The following is a 19,710-nucleotide window of genomic DNA, read 5'->3' on the forward strand; positions in this document are numbered from 1 at the left end:
CATGGTTCTCGGAGCCGCTGAATCCGCAGTCCTGGCCTTCGATGTCGGGGGGACGGATCTGAAGGCAGGCCTTGTCGACACGGCCGGGAATGTCCTGGGCCTGCGCCGCACGGCTACGCCGCATGATCCCTTGCGGCCGGGCGAGGCGATCCTTGACGCCGTTGAAGCGTTGGCCGCTGAGTTTGCCGCTGAATTCCCGGGCCACCCGGCGAAGGCCGCGTGCATTGTGGTTCCGGGAATCGTTGATTCCGACAGCGGAGTGGGGATCTATTCGGCGAACCTGGGCTGGCGGAACTTTCCCTTTGGGGAAAAGGCCGCGCGACGCCTCGGGCTGCCGGTCTCCTTCGGCCACGATGTCAGCACGGCCGCCGAAGCCGAATTCCGGTTCGGAGCGGCCCGCGATTTTCGCAACGTCGTGGTGATGGTGGTGGGCACCGGGATCGCCGCAGCCGTCATCTCCGACGGGTACCCGGTGCGCGCAGGCGGCTTCGCGGGAGAACTGGGCCACGCCCTCGTTCCGGACCCCGACGGTCCGGGCCACACGATCCTCGAGGCCGTCGGCTCCGCCGGAGCGATCGCCCGGCGTTACAGCGACAAGGCCGGAACACCGCGCGCCGGTGCCCGTGAAGTCCTCGAACGGGCCACAGCGGGCGATGCACTTGCGGCCAGGATCTGGGCCGACGCGGTGGACGCCCTCGCTTTCAGCCTCAGCCAATGCGTCAGCATCATCGGCACCGAAGCAGTGGTGGTGGGCGGCGGGCTTGCCGAAGCGGGTGAAGGACTCCTGCAGCCACTGCGTTCGCGCCTCGATGAGCTGCTCGATTTCCAGCGCCGGCCCATCATCATGCGCGCCCAGCTCGGCCAGGATGCAGGTTTGCTCGGCGCCGCCATGAGGGCACGGGCCCTGCTCCCGGCCGCGAAGGCCGCCTCCGGCACGGGGGCGGGGAGGTGAACCAGGCCATGAAACAGGTCATCACCGTCACGCCTAATCCGGCCATCGACCTCAGTTACCACGTCGCAGGGATCACCCCCGGAGCAAGCCATCGCGTTACCGCACCCCTCAGCCGGGCAGGCGGAAAGGGCCTCAACGTGGCTCGCGTGGCCCACCAGCTGGGCCATCCCGTGCTGGCGCTCGCGCCCTCGGGCGGCACGTCCGGTGCCGAATTCGCGGCCGAACTGCTCAGCAGCGGCGTACCGCATCGCTTGATTCCTGTCGCCGCGGAAACCCGGCGCAGCATTGCGCTCGTGGATACGGTGGGCGGCGAAACGTCCATCTTCAATGAGGAGGGGAGCGCCCTCCAACCGCGCGAATGGCAGGCGCTGGCCGCCGCCGTCGTCGACGCCCTGCACATCGACAACCCGGACGGGCAAAGCGCGGGAGTGCTTGTCGGTTCCGGCAGCCTGCCACCCGGGGCGCCGGCCGACTTCTACCCGGCGCTGGTGCGCCTGGCGCACGACGCCGGGATTCCCGCCGTCGTCGATACTTCCGGTCCCGGGATCATCGCCGCCGCGCGGGCCGGGGCGGACCTCCTCAAGCCCAACAACCACGAACTCCTTGAAGCAACAGGGGAAAGCAGCCTTGACGTGGCCGCAGAGCGATTGATCGCCCTCGGGGCCAAGACGGTCCTGGTCAGTGCCGGTGCTGAAGGCATGCTCGCGTTCCACCATGCGTCCCCCGGAGGCTACTGGAGCGCCCGGCTCCCGGAACCGCTCAGCGGCAACCCCACGGGAGCCGGCGACGCCGGAGTGGCGGCGGCCGCCGTCGCGCTCGCCGACGGGATCACCGACATCCCCACGATCCTCCGCCGGGCAACCGCCTGGTCCGCCGCCGCGGTGCTCATGCCAGCCGCCGGTGAGATCTCACCGCTCTACGCGGACCTCGAAGACCAACTCATTCTCAGCTGGAAGGAGACCCTGTGACGCTCGTCAGTACACGGGAACTCATGGATACCGCCGCCGCCAACGGAATCGGACAGGGTGCCTTCAACGTCATCCACCTCGAAACCGCGGAAGGCCTTGTGGCCGGGGCGGAGACAGCGGGTGTCCCGTTGATTTTGCAAATCTCGGAGAACTGCGTCCGGTTCCACGGCGGACTCGTCCCGATTGCCCGGGGTGCCATGTCCATCGCCCGGGACTCTTCGGTGCCTGTGGCCCTGCACCTGGACCACGCCGAATCCGAAGAGCTGGCCTTGCAGGCCGTCGACCTCGGGTTCGGGTCTGTCATGTACGACGGCGCACACTTGCCCTATGACTCGAACGTTGAAGTCACGCGTCGGGTTGCCACATACGCCCAGGACCACGGCGTCTACGTCGAAGCCGAACTCGGGAAAGTGGGAGGCAAGGACGGTGCCCATGCCCCGGGAGTCCGGACGGATCCGGCCGAAGCCCGAGCCTTCGTGGAAGCCACCGGCGTCGACGCCCTCGCCGTCGCCGTCGGTTCCTCGCACGCGATGACCGAACGCAGCGCAGCCTTGGACCTGGCCCTCATCACCCGGCTCAAAGAGGCCGTCCAGCTGCCGCTTGTCCTTCACGGGTCCTCCGGCGTGGCGGACGAAAGGCTGGTGGCGGCAATCCGGGCCGGTATGACTAAGATCAACGTATCCACACACTTGAACGGGTTTTTCACCCGCGCCGTCCGTGAGTACCTGGATGCCAACCCTTCCGTGGTGGACTCCCGCAAGTACATCAAGGCCGGACGGGACGCCTTGGTGTTGGAAACCGCACGTCTGCTGACGCTGTTCGCGAAAGTGAACTAGTCCTAATTTCCGGAAGGTTCGTGATGACCCGCAACGATCGACTGACAGCCATCCTTGATCTCCTCGCCGAGTCAGGGCATGTTGAGGTCGAGGATATCGTGTCCCGGCTGGCCGTCTCGCCGGCTACTGCGCGCCGTGACCTGGACAGCCTCGCCAAGCAGCGGCTCCTGAGCCGTACCCGCGGCGGTGCAACCACGGGATCAGTGGCCTACGAACTTCCGGGGCGCTACAACAGGGATGATCACGCCGAGGCCAAGCAGCAGATAGCCTTGGCAGCGTCGGAGCTCATCATGCCCGGGGCCGTGATAGGACTCAGCGGCGGCACCACCAACACGGCCCTGGCCCAGGTGCTGTCCACCCGCGAAGACCTCAACGCGCCCTCCAACCGGCCCATGCTGACCGTGGTCACCAACGCCATCAACATCGCCGCCCAGCTTGCCGTGCGCCCCAACATCAAGATCATGGTCACCGGCGGCATCCTGAACCCGCGTTCCTACGAACTTGTCGGGCCCTACACCGATGTCATCATGCAGAAGGTTGCCTTGGACATCGCCTTCATCGGCGTCAACGGAGTGGATCCGAAGATCGGCCCCACCATCACCGACGAGGGAGAAGCCATGGTGAATACCGTCATGGCCCGGCGCGCCACCGATTCCTATGTCCTCGCCGACTCCACGAAGATCGGCAAGCGTGCCTTCGCGGCGATGGCCGGGTACGATTTCCGCCGGCTCATCACGGATTCGGGCATCACGGCAGAGGACAAGGCTGCATTTGAAGCCGGCGGCACCGAAGTAATCGTGGCCAAGGACGCCTAGCCGCGTTGCGCGTCAGAAGACCATCGGGGGAGCGTTCAGCACGGTTTCGTCCGTGCTGCGCTGCACCCACTGGCTGAACGGCGTGTCGAGATCGTATTTGTCCTGGTCGTTGCGGATAAGCGTCCGCAGCTCCGCGTTGCCCGGGTTGTTGAGGGACTCGAAGTACTCCACCGACCAGTGGAACCACCGCATGCAGAAGAGCCGCATGGTGAGGCCATGCGTTACCAGCAAGGTGTTGGGCGCGTAGTCGGGTTTCTCCCAATGCCGGTACAGGGTTTCCATGAAGGACGAAATCCGGTCGTAGACATCAGAGCCTGATTCGCCCTCGCGGAACCGGTAGAAGAAATGCCCGTAGAGGTTGCGCAGCTCCTTTTGGTCCCCGATGTCTCCCGCAATCTGGAAGTTGGCCCAGTCCTGTTCACGCAGCCGGGGCTCCTCGATGACCCTCTCCGTGAGGCTGCCCAGATTCAGTGCCTCGAGGGTCTGGTATGCCCGAAGGTAAGGCGAGACATAAACGCACACAGGTTCGCCGTCGAGCTTCCTGCGCAGCGCCTCACCCGCGGCCCGTGCCTGCTCGATGCCGAGCTCCGTCAACGGGATACGGTAATCGGGCACACGGTTGTAGATGGAAGTGTCGGCGTTGGCGGCGGACTGGCCGTGCCGGATCATGAAGATTCGTGCTGGCGCGCTCATCCCACCAAGCATAGGGTCAGGAGCCGCCCGGCCCATGCAAGCGGACAACCGTGGACCCAGCTCGGAGGGAAACATCAGGCAAATGCAGGCAAGATAGGAGCATGCTCCTAGCCTCAACGCGCCGGTTGCGCGCCGAAGTGCTGATTGTCCTTGGCCTGTCCCTCGGCCAATCGGCCGTGTACTCCGTGGTGCAGTTGCTGGACAAGATGACCCAGGGGCCCTTGGCCCATGCGACGTCCACCCTCAACCGCTCGCAGAGCACGCGCGAGTACTTCGACCTCACCTACCAGCTGCTGGACATCGCGTTCGCGTTGGTCCCGGTGGTGTTGGTGTTCTACTTCCTGTCTTTGCACCGCCAAACGGCGGAGAGTCCCTCGGGCTTCACCCGGCTGGGCTTCAACTTCGCCCGTCCGGGCCGCGACGCGTTGCAAGGACTTGGCCTCGCCGCGCTGATCGGGATCCCGTCGCTCGGCCTTTACGCAGCCGGCCGTGCCCTCGGGATCACGACGGCGATCATCCCCAGCGGCCTGGACTCCTACTGGTGGACCGTGCCGGTGCTGGTCCTCTCCGCGGTGCGGCACGCCGTCGTCGAAGAAGTCATCGTGGTGGGCTACCTCCTGGACCGGTTCGGGAAGTTCGGGTGGAGCACCCCGCTGGCGATCGTGCTCAGCGCGCTCCTTCGCGGCAGCTACCACCTGTACCAAGGCTTCGGACCTTTCATCGGCAACGCCGTCATGGGCCTCGTTTTCGGCTGGATTTACACGAAGACCAAACGGGTCATGCCGCTCGTCGTGGCCCATGCGCTCCTGGACATCGTGGCGTTCGTCGGCTTCAGTGTCTTCGGCAAGGCCATCGGGCTGGGCTAGGGTTCGAGTTAAAAGGTTTCGGCCGCCATTGCGGGGTGACGTCATTGGCACCCGCATATGGCGGCCGAAGTTTTCCGGGCCTTCCCGGCCCGTTGGTCCGTCAGATCGTGACGGGATGGTCCGTCAGATGGTGACGGCTCCGTTGGCGGTTTCGAACGTTACCGACATGATTCCCGGGGTTCCGTGCGGAGCCATCCATTGGACTGCAACGTCCTCAAGCGGCTTCTCCACTGGTTCCCCGAGCCACTGGGTGACGCGCTCGGCGGAGCCGGCAATGGTGAGGCTGGACATCTTGACGTCGCTTGGGTACACGAGGGATGGGTGAAGCGCAGGATCGCCCTCCCAACGGAGCAAGTAGGGAACCTGGGGATCGGCGATGAGTCCCAGGATGCCGATCTGCGACCAGACGAGTTCGCGGCCGTCCGGAAACTTGCGGTTGCCGGGGACAGCGGCGCGTCCGAGCCGCTGTTCGAACGGGCTCAGGTCGTCAACAGCGACGCACCAGCCCATCCACCCACCTCCTGCGGCGGAGCGTGCACGGACGGCTTGTCCAAAAGGTGCCTTGTCGGATGCCGGGTGGTCTAGGACCTCGACGACTTCCAGGTATTTGTGGTCAGCAAGGGGGATGATCATGTTCCGGGTACCGAAGCGCGGATGCACTCCGCCCCGGACTGCGTCCACTCCCAATGCTGCGGAAATTCGCTCGGTGGTGGCCAAGAGGCCATCTCGTTCACAAGCGTAAGAGACGTGATCCATGCGCATGGCTTCATCTTGGCACTTTGTGATGGAGCTCTCAGCTAAGTCAAGCCTAACCAAGGTGGGATGTATCGAAAAGGCAGCTCGGAGTCACTTCAGGACGCGCCGCGACCGAAAACTACCGTGTTCGTCACAAAGCTTCCGGAGCCCGCAATACCGTCCCTAGACTGGCGGCAACCGAACGCCGGCTGGCGGAATACTTCAGCCCGGCAGGCTGAAGCACGGCGAGAGCCCAGACAACCAGGAGTCCGCATGTCCCAAGGATGGTCATTCGAAACGCGCCAGATCCACGCCGGCCAGGAGCCGGACGCTGCCACCGGCGCCCGGGCACTTCCCATCTACCAGACCACTTCGTTCGTCTTTCCCAGCGCGGAAAGCGCGGCCAACCGCTTTGCGCTGGCCGAGCTGGCACCCATCTACACCCGGATCGGCAACCCCACGCAGAATGCGGTGGAACAGCGCATAGCGAGCCTGGAGGGTGGACTCGCGGCACTCCTGCTGAGCTCCGGCCAGGCCGCGGAAACGTTCGCCATCCTCAACGTCGCCGAGGCGGGCGACCACCTGGTCGCCAGCCCAAGCCTCTACGGCGGCACGTACAACCTGCTGGCGCACACACTGAAGAAATTCGGAATCTCGGTCACCTTTGTCGAAGACCCTGACAACCTCGACCACTGGCGCGACGCCGTGCAGCCAAATACCAAGCTTTTCTTCGCCGAAGTGGTCTCCAACCCCCGCCAGGACGTTTTGGACATCGAGGGCGTCTCCCGCATCGCGCACGAAGCCGGAGTCCCGCTCGTTGTGGACAACACCCTCGCCACGCCGTACCTGATCCGGCCCATCGAGTGGGGCGCGGACATCGTGGTGCATTCGGCCACCAAATACCTGGGCGGGCACGGATCTGCCATAGCCGGCGTCATCGTGGACTCCGGCAACTTCGATTTCGGCAAGGACCCTGAGCGCTTCCCCAACTTCAACACTCCGGACCCCAGCTACAACGGACTGGTCTATGCCCGCGACCTCGGCAAGGACGGTGCCCTCGGCGCGAACCTCTCCTACATCCTCAAGGCCCGGGTCCAGCTCCTGCGCGACCTCGGCTCGGCAGTTTCACCGTTCAACGCTTTCCTGATCTCCCAAGGAATCGAAACCCTCAGCCTGCGGGTGGAACGTCACGTGGACAATGCCACCAAAGTGGCGCAATGGCTCGAAGGGCGCGACGACGTCGAATCGGTCGCCTACGCGGGGCTGCCTTCCAGTCCGTGGTTCGAACGCGGGCGGAAATACGGACCCCGGGGCACGGGCGCCGTAGTGTCCTTCACCATCCGCGGCGGGATCGACGCCGGCAGACGCTTCGTGGACGCCCTGGAACTACATTCGCACGTGGCAAACATCGGGGACGTCCGTTCCTTGGTCATCCACCCCGCGTCCACGACACACAGCCAGCTGACCCCCGAACAGCAGGCCGTGGCCGGAGTGACCCCGGGCCTGGTGCGGCTGTCCGTGGGGATCGAGCACATCGACGACATCATCGCGGACCTTGAGTCAGGATTCCGGGCGGCGAAGGGCAGCTAGTGCCGCTCCGGATGGTGCAGGAGGCCGGCGGGCGACGCAGCATGAATCTTCGCCGGCTGGCCTCCTCAGTCCCTGCTTCGTGAACAAAACACGGTCAAGTGTCACAAAGATGTCATAATCTTCGTCAGAAGGGGTCCGTTTTTCCTAGACTCTTCCTATAGGTCATGAGTGCCAGCGACAGCCCCGGCTTGCTGGCCGGCAACCCTCCATTCGCGGCGGGGTGCCCCGGGTGAAGACCTGGCCCTTCGCTGTGTTGGCGGCGGGCAAGCGCGATGTGAGGTGTCAACGAATGACAATTGCTGCAACAGCCATACCCCTTTCCGGTACCCAGGACGGAACCCTCAAATATGTTTCCGTTGGCGGCCTCGAGCTGGAGGCCGGAGGTTTCCTGCCGGACGTCGTCCTTGCGTACGAGACGTGGGGCCGGCTCAACGCAGACGCTTCCAACGCTGTCCTGGTGGAACACGCCCTGACCGGCAGCACCCATGTGGCCCGTGGCGAGAGCGACGAAGAAGGCTGGTGGGAACAACTCGTTGGCCCGGGCGCCACCATCGACACGGATCGCTACTTCGTGGTCTCCGTCAACATCGTGGGAGGCTGCTACGGCAGCACCGGGCCGTCGTCGAGCGCTCCTGACGGCAGGCCGTGGGGCTCCCGTTTCCCGCTCGTGACCCTGCGGGACAGCACCATAGCCGAAGCCCGGCTGGCCGACGCTTTGGGGATCCGTAGCTGGCACACCGTCGTGGGCGGATCCATGGGCGGTGCCCGTGCACTCGAATGGGCCGTCGGCTATCCGGACCGCGTTGGACAATGTGCCGTGATTTCGATCGGGGCGTACAGCACTGCCGAGCAGATCGCGTTCGCGCAGGCCCAGACGCTCGCCATCCGGCAGGACGCCGACTTCAATGGCGGCGACTACTATGGCCAGGCCGCGCCCGAGGCGGGGTTGGCCCTTGCCCGGCGGATCGCCCACATCACCTATCGTTCGGCGGATGAACTGGACTTCCGCTTCGGCCGGAACGCCCAAGGCGGTGAGGCGCCCCTTCAGGCTGCCGCGTTGGGGGACAGGGGCCGTTACCAGGTGGAGAGCTACCTCGACCACCAGGGACGCAAGCTGGTCCAGCGCTTCGACGCCAACAGCTACATCGCCATCACCGAGGCCCTCATGAGCCACGACATCACCCGCGGCCGCGGCTCATTGGAGGAGGCGCTGTCCGGGGCAACGGCGAAGTTCTTCATTGCCTCGGTTGACTCGGACCGGCTCTACTTCCCGGAACAATCCCACGAGTTGGCAAAGGCCTTGCCCGGTGAGGTCCCGGTTCACGTCATCGAGGCGCCGATCGGGCACGACGGTTTCCTCACCGAGATCGGCCAGCTCGGTCCCCAGCTGCGGGAATCTTTCTTCGGCTGACGCAGGCCTTCTTCGGCTGAATCAGCCGTTCATGATCTCCTGGCGGAGCTTCATGTAATCCTCCATGGCGATTTTCCCGTCGCTGTACTCCTGGTCCAGTTCGGCCAGTTTCCGTGCCCGGTAGCCTTGGGGCGCGCTGCCCGGCTGGGGCGCGCTGTTCGTTTGCGGAGCAGCCGACGACGGCGGAGCGGCCTGCGGCAGGGGCGTCGCCACCGGGGGTTGCGGCTCAGCCGGGAAGATTACCGGGGGTTGCTCCGGGTATCCGACGGGGTAATTCTGCGGAGGCAAGTCCCGGAGCCTGCGTTGGCGCGATCGGTTGTACATGCGGATCCCCATTGGAATCAGCCAAGAGCAGACGATGATCCAGAAGATCAAATTGTTCACGGTGGAGGCCTCCTAGGTCTTTCACCAGCTTAGCCCCGCTCCCTGTGACCCGCCCTGTGGTTCCCGCTCAACTCCGGGGCAGGAAGGTGTCGGCAGGACCGAAGACGGGTCCCGGCGTCGGGCGCTTCGGCAGGATTCCGTCACCGGAGGACCGGTGCCGGATCCGCCGGATGACCCAGGGGACAAAATACTCGCGTGCCCATACGAGGTCGCCCGAGCGGGCTTCGCGCCAACTGCGCTGGGGGAGCGGCTTGGGGAACAGCGGCTCGAGGTTGTGCGGCACATTGAGTGAGTCGAGGACCATCGCGGCGATGGTGTGGTGGCCGAGCGGCGAGAAATGCAGGCGGTCTTCGTCCCACATCTGGGAGTTTGAGAGTTGGCGCAGGGACCACATATCAGCGATCACGGCATCGTGGCGGGCGGCCACCGTGCGGAGGTTTTCGTTGTAGATGGCCACCTTGCCGCGGATCCGGCCGAGTACCGACGACACGGTGTCCGGGCCGTTGAAGAGAACCACGGTGGCGCCTTCGGAGCTCAGGGTCTGTACGGCGGCATCGAGTTTCTCGGCCAAGGCGTCGGGGTCGCCGCCGGGACGGATGAGGTCGTTGCCACCTGCGGAGATGCTCACGAGGTCCGGCTTGAGGTCCGTGCACGGGCCAAGTTGTTCATCGAGGATCTGCTGAAGCAGCCGACCGCGGATGGCGAGGTTGGCGTACGCGAAATCCCGGTGTCCGCGGCTCAGTTCCTCGGCTACGCGGTCGGCCCAGCCGCGATGTCCCCCTGGATTGTTGGGTTCCGGGTCGCCGATGCCTTCGGTAAAGGAATCACCCAATGCCACGTAGCGCGTCCACGGATGAATCCGCTCATCCGGTTTTGCCTCCACCGTGGAATCAGTGTCACTCACGTTCATATCCTGCCTCTTGCTGCAACGCTACGCGCCCGTAGCTTGTTACTCATGGGTAACTGCAAGAATAGTCCCATGAGTCAAGCTTCTGCCTTTCCCGCCCCGGTCGTTTTGTGGTCCCACGAAGAGGAAGAACGGGCTGGAAAGCCGTTGTTGGTCCTGTTGCACGGTTACGGATCCAACGAGCAAGACCTTTTTAGCCTTGCCGGGCTGTTGCCCCAGGACTTCGTCGTCGCTTCGCTCCGGGCGCCGATCGCCACGGGCCCGGGCTTCACGTGGTTCCCGCTCACGGCGTCCATCGACTACTCCCTCGACGCCGTCAAGGACGCCGCGGAGTACGTGTTTTCCTGGCTGGATTCGTTCAAGTCGAACCACAGCTCGGTGACCCTCCTCGGTTTTTCCATGGGCATGGCCATGGCCACCTCGCTGCTCCGTCAGCGCCCGGCGGACTTTGCCGCCGTCGTCGGTCTTTCGGGCTTCGCCGTCGACGCCGATGCCGACCCCGCATTCCGCGACGCCGAACTGGACGGTTCCGTGCCGCTCTTCTGGGGGCGGGACCAGCAGGACCCCGTCATCACCCCGGACAAGATCGAATACACCATGGAGTGGGTGCGAAAGCACACGGACCTCACCAAGGTGCTCTACACAGGCATGTGGCACGGCATCAACCAGCAGGAAATCGGACACGTGGCCGAATTCCTGGAGCACAAGGTCCTCGCGTCCGTCTGAAAGCAACGCGGGGTCACTTACGGCCCATTCAGAGGCACCTTATGGGCCGTAAGTGACCCCGCGTTGCTAGGACTCTGTAGTGATCCGCACCGTCTGTCCGTTGACGGTCACGGTGTCGCCTGGATGGAGCTGGCGGCCGCGTCGATCGTCGATCTCGCCGTTCACTTTGACCAGGCCGTTCTTGATGAGTTCCGTGGCTTCCACGCCGTCCTCCACCAGGTTGGCGAGCTTCAGGAGCTGACCGAGTCGGATCATGTCGTCACGGATGGGGATTTCTTCGATTTCCGGGTTGCTCATACAAGCAATGATGCCTGAAGTAAGGTGGTGAAAATGCCGCAGTCGTCCCGCCCCGCGTCCCCGACATCCCGTCCCTTGCTCACCGGACTGCTCCTTGCCGTGGCAACCGGACTCGTGATTCCCCTTCAGGGCCGGATCAATGGCGCCCTGGGAGCAAGGCTCGACGACGGCATCGCGGCCGCCGTCGTGAGTTTCACCACCGGGTTGGTACTGATCGCCGCGATCGGACTGGCGCTGCCGAAAGGCCGCGCCGCGCTGCGAAGGATCCTGCCTGCCCTCAAGGAGCGCAGTTTTCCGCGGTTCTATGTCCTGGCCGGCGGTATCGGCGCCCTGTTCGTGTTTGCCCAATCGTTCACGGTCGGCTTGCTTGGCGTGGCCTTGTTCACGGTCGCCGCGGTCACGGGCCAGACCCTGAGCGGACTGCTCGTGGACCGGCTCGGCATCGGTCCCGGGGGCAAACGCTCGATCACCGGGGTCCGCATCCTCGGCAGCGTCCTGACGATCGCCGCCGTCGTCTGGGCCGTCTCGCCGCGCCTCGGGGCAGCCGCCGACGTCGGGTCCTTGCTGCTGCCGATCCTGTTGCCGGTCGTGGCGGGTTGCCTCATGAGTTTCCAGCAGGCGATGAACGGCACAGCGACCGTGCACTATGGCAGCCCCATCGCCGCGACGCTGGTGAATTTCGTGGCCGGAACAGTCATTCTCTGGATCGCCTGGCTCATCAAGTTGTCGCTGCTTGGTCCAGGACACGCCCTGCCCGCCGAATGGTGGTATTACTTGGGCGGGCCGATGGGCTGCGTCTTCATCGGCCTGGCTGCCTTGTTGGTCCGCAGCCTCGGTGTCCTGGTCACGGGCCTGGGAATGATTGCCGGCCAGCTCCTCGGATCGCTCGCGCTTGACCTGGTCCTGCCGGCTCCCGGAACCGTGGTGGCTTTGCCCACGATTCTTGGCACCTTGCTGACCCTGTTCGCCATCATCGTCGCCACCTTGCCGTGGCCGAAGGGCGCGCTCTCTTCCCGCCGCCCCGGCAAGGGCCGGCCGGGCCAGTCCCGGAAGCAGGACAGCAACCAAAGGCCGGTAGGCTAGGACTCGCAGCTTCCTGCACAGCATTACCTTCGCGCACAAGCACGGACCGCACCCAGCGGCCCTGTAGAACATTGGAGTTACCCATGGCAGCAAAATCCGTCCTCGACCAGGTCATTTCCCTCTCCAAGCGGAGGGGCTTCGTGTTCCAGGCCGGTGAAATCTATGGTGGCTCCCGGTCCGCGTGGGACTACGGCCCCCTCGGTGCCGAGCTCAAGGAGAACATCAAGCGCCAGTGGTGGCAGAGCGTCGTCCGCGGCCGCGAGGATGTTGTGGGCTTGGACTCCTCCGTGATCCTGCCCCGCCAGGTATGGGAGGCCTCCGGCCACGTCGAGGTGTTCTCCGACCCCCTGGTCGAGTGCCTTTCCTGCCACAAGCGCTACCGCGCCGACCACCTCGAGGAAGAGTACGAGGAAAAGAAGGGCCGTCCCGCCGAAAACGGCCTCAAGGACATTGCCTGCGCCAACTGCGGCACCCGCGGCCAATGGACCGAACCGCAGGAGTTCTCCGGCCTGCTCAAGACCTTCCTGGGCCCCGTGGCCAGTGAAGAAGGCCTGCACTACCTGCGCCCGGAAACCGCTCAGGGCATCTTCGTCAACTTCAGCAACGTGCTCACCACGTCCCGCAAGAAGCCGCCGTTCGGCATCGGCCAGATCGGCAAGTCCTTCCGCAACGAGATCACGCCGGGCAACTTCATCTTCCGCACCCGCGAGTTCGAACAAATGGAGATGGAATTCTTCGTCGAGCCGGGCACCGACGAAGAATGGCACCAGTACTGGATGAAGGAACGCATGTCCTGGTACACCGATCTGGGCATCCGGCCGGAGAACCTGCGTTTCTACGAGCACCCGTTGGACAAGCTCAGCCACTACTCGAAGGGCACCACGGACATCGAATACCGCTTCGGTTTCCAGGGCTCCGAGTGGGGCGAGCTCGAGGGCATCGCCAACCGCACCGACTTCGACCTCTCGACTCACTCGAAGGCATCCGGCCAGGACCTCAGCTACTTCAACCAGGCCACCAACGAGCGCTACACGCCGTACGTCATTGAACCGGCCGCCGGCCTGACGCGTTCCTTCATGGCCTTCCTCGTGGACGCCTACACCGAGGACGAGGCACCCAACGCCAAGGGCGGCGTCGACGTCCGCACCGTCCTGAAGCTGGATCCGCGCCTCGCGCCGGTCAAGGCAGCCGTGCTGCCCCTGAGCCGCAACGAGGACCTGTCCCCGAAGGCAAAGGACTTGGGCGCCCAGCTGCGCAAGAACTGGAACATCGACTTCGACGACGCCGGCGCCATCGGCCGCCGCTACCGTCGCCAGGACGAGATCGGTACCCCGTTCTGCATCACGGTGGACTTCGACACGCTTGACGACCAGGCCGTCACCATCCGTGAGCGCGACACCATGAGCCAGGAACGTGTGTCCCTGGACAAGGTGGAGGGTTACCTGGCCGCACGACTGATCGGCGCCTAAGCGTGTCCATCGAATACCGCGAATGGCGTGAGGGCGACGACCTCGCGCTCCTGGAAATGTGGGGCGGGCCCGAGACCCTCCCGGCACAGCAATTCCGTGCGGCCCTGGCTCCGTCGAGCAACGGCGGCCAAGGCCAGCCTTGGCGCCGGTGCATCGTTGCCGAAGACGTCGTGGACGGCATCGGCATCCCGGTGGCTGCAGGTGTGGTCCACGAGGCCTCCCTGCACCCGGAACGGCTCTGGGCCTACGTCGAGGTTGCCAAGGACCACCGCCGGAGCGGGATAGGGGCCACGCTCCTGACCATGCTGCGGCGCGAAGCCGGGCAGTCGCCGTCGGGGGTCACCAAGCTGCGCAGCAAGGTGGAGCCCGGCACGGCCGGCGCATCCTTCGCCGAGTGGGCGGGACTTGCACCTATCCAGCGTTCCCGGCTTGTGGTGGTGGATCCCGAGCCGCTCAGGTTGCCGGTGTTTGGCGACGGCTCCGAAGCAGCGGCCTCCGAGCAAGTGGAAGACCTCGCCACGGGATCCGTGGAATTGAGCGACGTCGTAGGCCGGTACTACACCGCCGTGCACCATTGGGACAACCCCGGAGTGCTCGGCATCCCCACTGTGCAGCGGCTGTTCCTCGATGACCTCACCGGGGCGCACGGTGCGGTCGTGCTGCGAGCGCCTAAGGCGAGCGCTTTTGGCTCTGGCGTTCCGGCCACCCGCAAGGGCAAGCTGCAGGCTTTCGCCATCAGCTACGCCCAGGGCGGCTCGGATGAGCCCTCGGAGGTATTCCTCGGGCACGATCCGCTTTTGCAGGATGACGAGGCCCGCGGCGCGATCCGTGACCTGCTGGCGCTCATTGCCTATCAGCACCCCGTGCTCCTCGAGGTGGACGATTCCATGACGGCAGTGCGCGCCGTCGTCGATCCCTTGCTGGAGCTGGGCAAGGCGAAGCTCCGCGGCGCGGACACCCTGGTGGTCAGCGAATAGCAGTCAGCTGGCCGGTTACCGGCCCAACTGGCTCGCATTAGTTGTCGTTTTGAGCCCTCATAACGACAACAACTGCGAGCCAGTTGGGTGAACTCTTGACGAGGCCGTGGCATGGGTGTAGTCATGACGACGTAAGCCCCGGCCGTTGGTCTGGTGGGGTAGCGGCGGGTGGAACTAATCCGGTCTCATGAAGAGAATCGGCGGTAACACCCATGAATGGAACAGCCCTCGACGGACTGCGCGAACAGCTCCGTGGGCAACTCGTCACTCCACGTGATCCTGACTATGATTCCGCCCGTGCTGTCTATAACGGGATGATCGACAAACGCCCGGCCGGCGTCGTGCGTGTGGCACAGGTAGCGGACGTCATTGCCAGCGTGAACTTTGCCCGGGACAATTCCCTGCCCTTGGCCATCCGCGGCGGCGGCCACAGCGCTCCCGGCTTCGGTACCTGGGACGATGCCCTTGTCATCGATTTCGTCAACCGCACCGGAGTCCGTGTTGACCCCGAGGCCGGTACAGCCCGTGCCGAGGCGGGAACGACTTGGGCAGATTTCAACCATGCGACCCATGCCTTCGGGTTGGCTACCACGGGCGGGATCGTGGGGTCCACCGGCATCGCAGGTCTGACCCTGGGTGGCGGCATCGGCTATCTTGCCCGCAAACACGGCCTGTCCTGTGACAACTTGATCTCCGCTGACGTGGTGACCGCCGACGGCAAATTCCTGACCGCGAGCGAAACCCGGAACGAGGATCTCTTCTGGGCCTTGCGGGGCGGCGGAGGCAACTTCGGTGTGGTGACGTCGCTGGAATACAAGCTGCACCCGGTGGACATGGTCCACGCTGCGATCATCATCTACGGCATGGAGCATGCTGAGACCGTTGCGAAGTTCTACCGCGACTACATAGACACTGCCCCGGAGGAATTCGGGGCGTTCGTGGGCTTCCACCAGGGGCCGCCCGTACCGTTCCTGCCCGAGGAGTGGCACGGCAAACCGGTCTGCGTGGTCATTGGCATGTGGACAGGTGATCCTGCCGAAGGAGCCGCCCGCTGGCAGCCGTTCCTGGATGTTGCCCCCGTGGCGGGTTCGCTCGTGGGGCCCATGCCGTACCCGGCACTCAACTCGGCCTTTGATCCTCTGCTTCCGAAAGGTATGCAGGCCTACTGGAAAGCGGATTTCCTCTCCGAGCTCAACGACGGCGCCATTGCGGCCCATCTTGAGTACGGAAGCAAAGTTCCGAGCGTGCAGACGTCCGTCCATGTCTACCCGATCGACGGTGCCGTGCAACGCGTGGGTCAGAAGGACACCGCCTTCGTCAACCGCGGCGTCAAGTTCTCTCCGGTGATCGCCTGCATGTGGAACGACCCCGCAGACAACGAGGCGAACATCGACTGGGTCCGCAGTTACGCCGCGGCATTGCGCCCGCACTCCTCGCCGGGCGGCTATATCGGCTTCATGGACGGTGATGATCAGGGCAGGATCAGGGAGAACTACGGGGTCAACTACGAGCGGCTCCAAGCCATCAAGGGCAAGTACGATCCAGGAAACCTCTTCCACGTGAACCAAAACATCAAACCCGCCTGAACCCGGGTGCGAACCCGGCCCAACTGGCTCGCATTAGTTGTCGTTTTGAGCCCTCATAACGACAACTAATGCGAGTTAGTTGGGAGTGCCACTGGGCTGCCCCACGTAGGCTTGTGGGCATGAGGTTTTGCAGCTAATGGGTCACGGCCATTCACACGGACACACAGAGCATTTCGAGCCAAGCCCGCAGGCACTCGCGGCACGCAAGCGGGCCAACTGGCTCCTCGTGGCCGTGCTGGCCCCGATTGCCGTGCTCACGATCGTTGCCATGCTCGTCATGTGGCCGTCAGGGAGCAAGGAAGGCATCACGTTCGCGAGCCCTTACGCGGCGGCTCCCGGGGTGACGTTTGATACCGGCAAGATCCAAGCCGTCACCCAGGAAAACTGCACGCAGGGGACCCAGGCTCCGAGTACGAACGGTACAAACGGCACGAGCGGCACGAACCAAAGCAGCGGCACACAGCCGCAGGGGTCCCAATGCACGTTCGCGTCCACGCAACCGGATAACGGCGGCAGCCCCGTCAAAGTGGTCATCAACCCGGACGTCGCCAAGTCCCACGGCGTCAAGGTGGGGGACAGCATCCGCTATCTGAACCTGTCCAGGGTTCAGGGCGCAGCGGCGGGCAACGGCTCGCCGTCGTACGTTTTCCTGGACTTCGTGCGGACCGTTCCCATGGCGCTCTTGGCGATCCTCTACGCCGTGGTGGTCATTGCGGTCGCGCGTTGGCGCGGCTTCCGGGCGCTCCTTGGACTGGCCGGAGCCTACGTGGTGATGGTCAGCTTCATGCTTCCGGGGTTGGTGGAAGGCAAGCCGCCGCTCCTCGTGGCATTGGTCGGCTCCACGGCGATCATGATGGGCGTGCTCTATTTCGCCCACGGATTCTCGGCCAAGACCTCCACCGCGTTGCTGGGCACGATCTTCGGCCTCGGCATTACGGCGCTGCTAGCGGCCTGGGCCACGGACGCCGCCAACCTGACCGGTATCGCCACCAGCGAGGGCGCCACGCTCGTGAACATGTCGGACAAGATCTCCCTGTCCGGCATCATCCTGTGTGGGCTGATTATCTCCGGGCTCGGAGTCCTCAACGACGTGACCATCACCCAGTCCGCGGCCGTGTGGGAACTCTACGAGCTCGCACCCGAGACCGGCGCGCGCAAGCTGTTCACCTCGGCCATGAGGATCGGCCGGGACCACATCGCCTCAACCGTCTACACGATCGCCTTCGCCTACGCCGGTGCCGCCCTCCCCATCCTGATCATTGTCATGCTGTACGACCGCCCTCTGGTCGATGCCCTCACGAGTGCCGAATTGTCCGAGGAAGTCATCCGCACACTGGTAGGGTCCATCGGCCTGGTGCTTGCCATCCCGGTGACCACTTTGATCGCAGTGCTGGTGGTCAAAGCGACCGGTCCGAGGCGGCTCGCGGCCGCCGGCACGGCGGATTCGGAAGCAGCCGACGACGACGGGAAGGTCCGTGAGCTTGAAGCCGCCGGGTCCGCCGACGCCTTCGAATCGTTCGACACCGGCGAGCTTGCCGCCGTCGTCATGACCAGGCGGGCACGCAGGGAAGCCGAGCGCCGCTAGCCGTCGATGACATTTGTCATCCCCCATCGGTGACACACGCCCGGGCTCCGGAGGCGGATCTCGGCTTTGATGGGTAGTGGAGTAAACCAAAGCCAAGGAGAGCCATGACAACAGCGAGTGTGCCGGCCGTCCACGCAGCCGGACTGCACAAGAGCTTCGGGAAGGTCCACGCCGTCCGCGGCCTGGACCTCACCGTGCAGCCGGGAGAGGTGGTGGCGTTCCTCGGTCCCAACGGGGCCGGCAAGACCACCACCATCGACATGATCCTCGGATTGAGCGCACCGGACCAGGGAAGCGTCTCCATCTTCGGCCATACTCCCCGCGGAGCCATCGCCCGCGGCCAGGTCGCAGCGGTGATGCAGACCGGCGGCTTGCTGCGGGACATCACCGTGCGCGAGACCGTGCAGCTCAACGCTGCCATGTTCGACTCCTCCCGGCCAGTGGACGAAGTCCTGGCGCGTGCGGGCATCCTGGAGATCGCCGACCGCAAGGTCGAAAAGTGCTCAGGCGGCCAGCAGCAACGGCTGCGCTTCGCGATGGCACTCGTCTCCGATCCCGGATTGCTGATCCTGGACGAGCCCACCACGGGCATGGATGTCGCGGGACGACGCGACTTCTGGACCGCTATCAGGGCCGACGCCCAGCGCGGACGGACCGTCATCTTCGCCACCCATTACCTCGAAGAAGCCGACGCCTACGCGGACAGGATTGTCCTGGTCCGGCAAGGCAGCATCGTCGCGGACGGCACCGCCGCCCAGATCAAGAACCTCGCCTCCGGCCGCACCGTCAAGGCTTCATTTCCGGCAACAGAGCGCGGGCTGCTCGCCGGGATGCCGCCCGTCGAAAGCATGGATTACGACGGCGGACGCCTCACCGTCCGCACGGGCGACTCGGACGCCGTCGTGCGGTACCTGCTCAATAACACGGGCGCCCACGACGTCGAAGTGGCGGCCAACAACCTTGAGGAGGCGTTCGTCGCCCTCACCGGAGACGACGCCGCGCCTGAATCCACGAGCATCACTCTTGAAGGAGACTTCGTATGAGCACGGCAACAGTCGTCCAGGAACGGAAGCCGTCCACCGGCGGGGTCAACCGCACCTTCCTCTGGATCGAGATCAAGCGCATGCTCCGGAACCGCCGGACCATCATGTTCACGGTGTTCATGCCGGCCATCTTCTTCTTCATTTTCGGCTTGTCCAATAAGGACAAGCTCCTGCCCAACGGGCACAGCTACGGCCAGTACATCCTCATCAGCCTCACGGTCTATGCCGCGATGACCGCTGCTACGGGCGCCGGTAGCCAAGTGGCGGTGGAACGTGCCCAAGGCTGGAGCCGCCAGCTTCGCCTCACGCCTCTCCTGCCCGGGGCGTACATCGCGGTGAAAGCCATGGCTGCGCTGACGCTGTCCCTCATTGCCGTCGTGGCCCAGTTCGTCATCGGTGCCCTGGCGGGCGTCACGATGGATGCCCAGACCTGGTTGACAGCGGGGTTGGTGGCCTGGCTGGGCTCCCTGGTCTTCGCGGCCCTTGGCCTGTTCGTCGGATACCTCATGCCGAGCCAGAACGTCATGCAGATCCTCGGCCCGGCCCTGGCCATCCTTGCCATGCTCGGTGGACTGTTCATGCCGATCGAGATCATGGGGGAGACCTTCGGGAACATCGCCAAGTTCACGCCCGCATACGGGATCGGGCAATTGGCCCGGAGCCCCATCACCGGCCAGTTCGACTGGGCGTGGATCCTCAACGTGCTCATCTGGCTCGCGATCTTCGTGGCCGGGGCTGCCATGGCGTTCCGCCGCGACACGAAACGTGTCTGAACAGGCCGCTAGGG

General features: G+C 64.7%; 20 protein-coding genes and 1 riboswitch. Of the genes, 15 read left to right on the forward strand and 5 right to left on the reverse strand.

Annotated elements, in window-relative coordinates; all coding sequences use genetic code 11:
- Position 1: 1 nt before the first annotated feature.
- The 4 genes from LFT47_RS06935 to LFT47_RS06950 are packed head-to-tail and all read left to right on the forward strand — an operon-like array spanning position 2 to position 3,571.
- A complete protein-coding gene (locus LFT47_RS06935) occupies positions 2 to 952 on the forward strand; it encodes an ROK family protein (RefSeq protein WP_236816519.1) in 951 nt (316 codons plus the stop codon).
- A gap of 8 nt (positions 953 to 960) precedes the next feature.
- Positions 961 to 1,920 carry a 1-phosphofructokinase family hexose kinase gene (locus tag LFT47_RS06940; protein ID WP_442863443.1) on the forward strand — a complete coding sequence of 320 codons (960 nt, stop codon included), beginning with the start codon at positions 961 to 963 and terminating at the stop codon, positions 1,918 to 1,920.
- Positions 1,917 to 2,756, forward strand: a complete 840-nt coding sequence (locus LFT47_RS06945; protein ID WP_236816523.1) for a class II fructose-bisphosphate aldolase — start codon at positions 1,917 to 1,919, stop codon at positions 2,754 to 2,756. The genes LFT47_RS06940 and LFT47_RS06945 overlap by 4 nt, the downstream gene beginning before the upstream one ends.
- A gap of 23 nt (positions 2,757 to 2,779) precedes the next feature.
- The gene (locus LFT47_RS06950) at positions 2,780 to 3,571 is read left to right on the forward strand and encodes a DeoR/GlpR family DNA-binding transcription regulator (RefSeq protein WP_236816525.1); all 792 of its coding nucleotides are present in this window, start codon (positions 2,780 to 2,782) and stop codon (positions 3,569 to 3,571) included.
- Between the two features lie 12 nt (positions 3,572 to 3,583).
- Here the strand turns inward: LFT47_RS06950 and LFT47_RS06955 are convergent, their stop codons facing one another.
- The gene (locus LFT47_RS06955; RefSeq protein ID WP_236816528.1) at positions 3,584 to 4,264 is read right to left on the reverse strand and encodes a histidine phosphatase family protein; all 681 of its coding nucleotides are present in this window, start codon (positions 4,262 to 4,264) and stop codon (positions 3,584 to 3,586) included.
- Positions 4,265 to 4,365: 101 nt separating this feature from the next.
- Here LFT47_RS06955 and LFT47_RS06960 point away from each other — a divergent pair, with 101 nt between their 5' ends.
- Positions 4,366 to 5,130: a CPBP family intramembrane glutamic endopeptidase gene (locus LFT47_RS06960; RefSeq protein WP_234750766.1), complete on the forward strand. Its 765-nt coding sequence runs from the start codon at positions 4,366 to 4,368 to the stop codon at positions 5,128 to 5,130.
- Between the two features lie 123 nt (positions 5,131 to 5,253).
- On the opposite strand, the gene LFT47_RS06965 is transcribed toward LFT47_RS06960, so the two are convergent.
- Complete coding sequence (locus LFT47_RS06965) at positions 5,254 to 5,892, reverse strand: VOC family protein (protein ID WP_236816529.1); 639 nt, start codon at positions 5,890 to 5,892, stop codon at positions 5,254 to 5,256.
- A gap of 246 nt (positions 5,893 to 6,138) precedes the next feature.
- On the opposite strand from LFT47_RS06965, the gene LFT47_RS06970 reads away from it, so the two are divergent.
- Together LFT47_RS06970 and metX are read left to right on the forward strand one after the other, a co-directional pair.
- The gene (locus LFT47_RS06970; protein WP_236816530.1) at positions 6,139 to 7,455 is read left to right on the forward strand and encodes a bifunctional o-acetylhomoserine/o-acetylserine sulfhydrylase; all 1,317 of its coding nucleotides are present in this window, start codon (positions 6,139 to 6,141) and stop codon (positions 7,453 to 7,455) included.
- Positions 7,456 to 7,615: 160 nt separating this feature from the next.
- A riboswitch (SAM riboswitch) is annotated at positions 7,616 to 7,731 on the forward strand.
- A 13-nt stretch (positions 7,732 to 7,744) separates the two neighbouring features.
- The gene (metX, locus tag LFT47_RS06975) at positions 7,745 to 8,866 is read left to right on the forward strand and encodes a homoserine O-acetyltransferase MetX (protein WP_236816531.1); all 1,122 of its coding nucleotides are present in this window, start codon (positions 7,745 to 7,747) and stop codon (positions 8,864 to 8,866) included.
- 21 nt (positions 8,867 to 8,887) lie between these two features.
- Here the strand turns inward: metX and LFT47_RS06980 are convergent, their stop codons facing one another.
- Together LFT47_RS06980 and LFT47_RS06985 are read right to left on the reverse strand one after the other, a co-directional pair.
- Complete coding sequence (locus tag LFT47_RS06980) at positions 8,888 to 9,250, reverse strand: hypothetical protein (protein ID WP_236816532.1); 363 nt, start codon at positions 9,248 to 9,250, stop codon at positions 8,888 to 8,890.
- A 67-nt stretch (positions 9,251 to 9,317) separates the two neighbouring features.
- Positions 9,318 to 10,160 (reverse strand): SGNH/GDSL hydrolase family protein, encoded by an 843-nt coding sequence (locus LFT47_RS06985; RefSeq protein WP_236816535.1) that lies wholly within the window; start codon positions 10,158 to 10,160, stop codon positions 9,318 to 9,320.
- 69 nt (positions 10,161 to 10,229) lie between these two features.
- Between LFT47_RS06985 and LFT47_RS06990 the strand changes: the two genes are divergently transcribed.
- Entirely contained in the window at positions 10,230 to 10,883 is a 654-nt protein-coding gene (locus tag LFT47_RS06990; RefSeq protein ID WP_236816536.1) for an alpha/beta hydrolase, read from the forward strand.
- Positions 10,884 to 10,949: 66 nt separating this feature from the next.
- On the opposite strand, the gene LFT47_RS06995 is transcribed toward LFT47_RS06990, so the two are convergent.
- Complete coding sequence (locus LFT47_RS06995; RefSeq protein ID WP_236816537.1) at positions 10,950 to 11,180, reverse strand: RNA-binding S4 domain-containing protein; 231 nt, start codon at positions 11,178 to 11,180, stop codon at positions 10,950 to 10,952.
- 33 nt (positions 11,181 to 11,213) lie between these two features.
- Here LFT47_RS06995 and LFT47_RS07000 point away from each other — a divergent pair, with 33 nt between their 5' ends.
- The 7 genes from LFT47_RS07000 (at position 11,214) to LFT47_RS07030 (ending at position 19,696) form a co-directional block, all read left to right on the forward strand.
- A complete protein-coding gene (locus LFT47_RS07000; RefSeq protein ID WP_236816539.1) occupies positions 11,214 to 12,263 on the forward strand; it encodes a DMT family transporter in 1,050 nt (349 codons plus the stop codon).
- Between the two features lie 83 nt (positions 12,264 to 12,346).
- Positions 12,347 to 13,732: a glycine--tRNA ligase gene (locus tag LFT47_RS07005; protein WP_236816540.1), complete on the forward strand. Its 1,386-nt coding sequence runs from the start codon at positions 12,347 to 12,349 to the stop codon at positions 13,730 to 13,732.
- Positions 13,733 to 13,734: 2 nt separating this feature from the next.
- Positions 13,735 to 14,709: a GNAT family N-acetyltransferase gene (locus tag LFT47_RS07010; protein ID WP_236816541.1), complete on the forward strand. Its 975-nt coding sequence runs from the start codon at positions 13,735 to 13,737 to the stop codon at positions 14,707 to 14,709.
- 212 nt (positions 14,710 to 14,921) lie between these two features.
- Complete coding sequence (locus LFT47_RS07015) at positions 14,922 to 16,295, forward strand: FAD-binding oxidoreductase (RefSeq protein ID WP_236816542.1); 1,374 nt, start codon at positions 14,922 to 14,924, stop codon at positions 16,293 to 16,295.
- A 136-nt stretch (positions 16,296 to 16,431) separates the two neighbouring features.
- Entirely contained in the window at positions 16,432 to 17,880 is a 1,449-nt protein-coding gene (locus LFT47_RS07020; RefSeq protein ID WP_236816543.1) for a YibE/F family protein, read from the forward strand.
- A 104-nt stretch (positions 17,881 to 17,984) separates the two neighbouring features.
- A complete protein-coding gene (locus LFT47_RS07025) occupies positions 17,985 to 18,923 on the forward strand; it encodes an ABC transporter ATP-binding protein (RefSeq protein WP_236816544.1) in 939 nt (312 codons plus the stop codon).
- The gene (locus LFT47_RS07030) at positions 18,920 to 19,696 is read left to right on the forward strand and encodes an ABC transporter permease (protein WP_236816545.1); all 777 of its coding nucleotides are present in this window, start codon (positions 18,920 to 18,922) and stop codon (positions 19,694 to 19,696) included. The genes LFT47_RS07025 and LFT47_RS07030 overlap by 4 nt, the downstream gene beginning before the upstream one ends.
- Positions 19,697 to 19,710: the final 14 nt, after the last annotated feature.

This window comes from Arthrobacter sp. FW306-2-2C-D06B, assembly GCF_021789175.1.
In the GTDB taxonomy this organism is placed as follows: Bacteria; Actinomycetota; Actinomycetes; order Actinomycetales; family Micrococcaceae; genus Arthrobacter.

Coding starts and splice junctions, on each gene's coding strand:
- LFT47_RS06955 (WP_236816528.1), bottom strand. CDS start 4,264: ATGAGCGCGCCAGCACGAATCTTCATGATCCGGCACGGCCAGTCCGCC.
- LFT47_RS07005 (WP_236816540.1), top strand. CDS start 12,347: ATGGCAGCAAAATCCGTCCTCGACCAGGTCATTTCCCTCTCCAAGCGG.
- LFT47_RS06985 (WP_236816535.1), bottom strand. CDS start 10,160: ATGAACGTGAGTGACACTGATTCCACGGTGGAGGCAAAACCGGATGAG.
- LFT47_RS07025 (WP_236816544.1), top strand. CDS start 17,985: ATGACAACAGCGAGTGTGCCGGCCGTCCACGCAGCCGGACTGCACAAG.
- LFT47_RS06990 (WP_236816536.1), top strand. CDS start 10,230: ATGAGTCAAGCTTCTGCCTTTCCCGCCCCGGTCGTTTTGTGGTCCCAC.
- LFT47_RS06995 (WP_236816537.1), bottom strand. CDS start 11,180: ATGAGCAACCCGGAAATCGAAGAAATCCCCATCCGTGACGACATGATC.
- LFT47_RS06940 (WP_442863443.1), top strand. CDS start 961: ATGAAACAGGTCATCACCGTCACGCCTAATCCGGCCATCGACCTCAGT.
- LFT47_RS06970 (WP_236816530.1), top strand. CDS start 6,139: ATGTCCCAAGGATGGTCATTCGAAACGCGCCAGATCCACGCCGGCCAG.
- LFT47_RS06935 (WP_236816519.1), top strand. CDS start 2: ATGGTTCTCGGAGCCGCTGAATCCGCAGTCCTGGCCTTCGATGTCGGG.
- LFT47_RS07030 (WP_236816545.1), top strand. CDS start 18,920: ATGAGCACGGCAACAGTCGTCCAGGAACGGAAGCCGTCCACCGGCGGG.
- LFT47_RS06965 (WP_236816529.1), bottom strand. CDS start 5,892: ATGCGCATGGATCACGTCTCTTACGCTTGTGAACGAGATGGCCTCTTG.
- LFT47_RS07000 (WP_236816539.1), top strand. CDS start 11,214: ATGCCGCAGTCGTCCCGCCCCGCGTCCCCGACATCCCGTCCCTTGCTC.
- LFT47_RS06960 (WP_234750766.1), top strand. CDS start 4,366: ATGCTCCTAGCCTCAACGCGCCGGTTGCGCGCCGAAGTGCTGATTGTC.
- metX (WP_236816531.1), top strand. CDS start 7,745: ATGACAATTGCTGCAACAGCCATACCCCTTTCCGGTACCCAGGACGGA.
- LFT47_RS07020 (WP_236816543.1), top strand. CDS start 16,432: ATGGGTCACGGCCATTCACACGGACACACAGAGCATTTCGAGCCAAGC.
- LFT47_RS07015 (WP_236816542.1), top strand. CDS start 14,922: ATGAATGGAACAGCCCTCGACGGACTGCGCGAACAGCTCCGTGGGCAA.
- LFT47_RS06950 (WP_236816525.1), top strand. CDS start 2,780: ATGACCCGCAACGATCGACTGACAGCCATCCTTGATCTCCTCGCCGAG.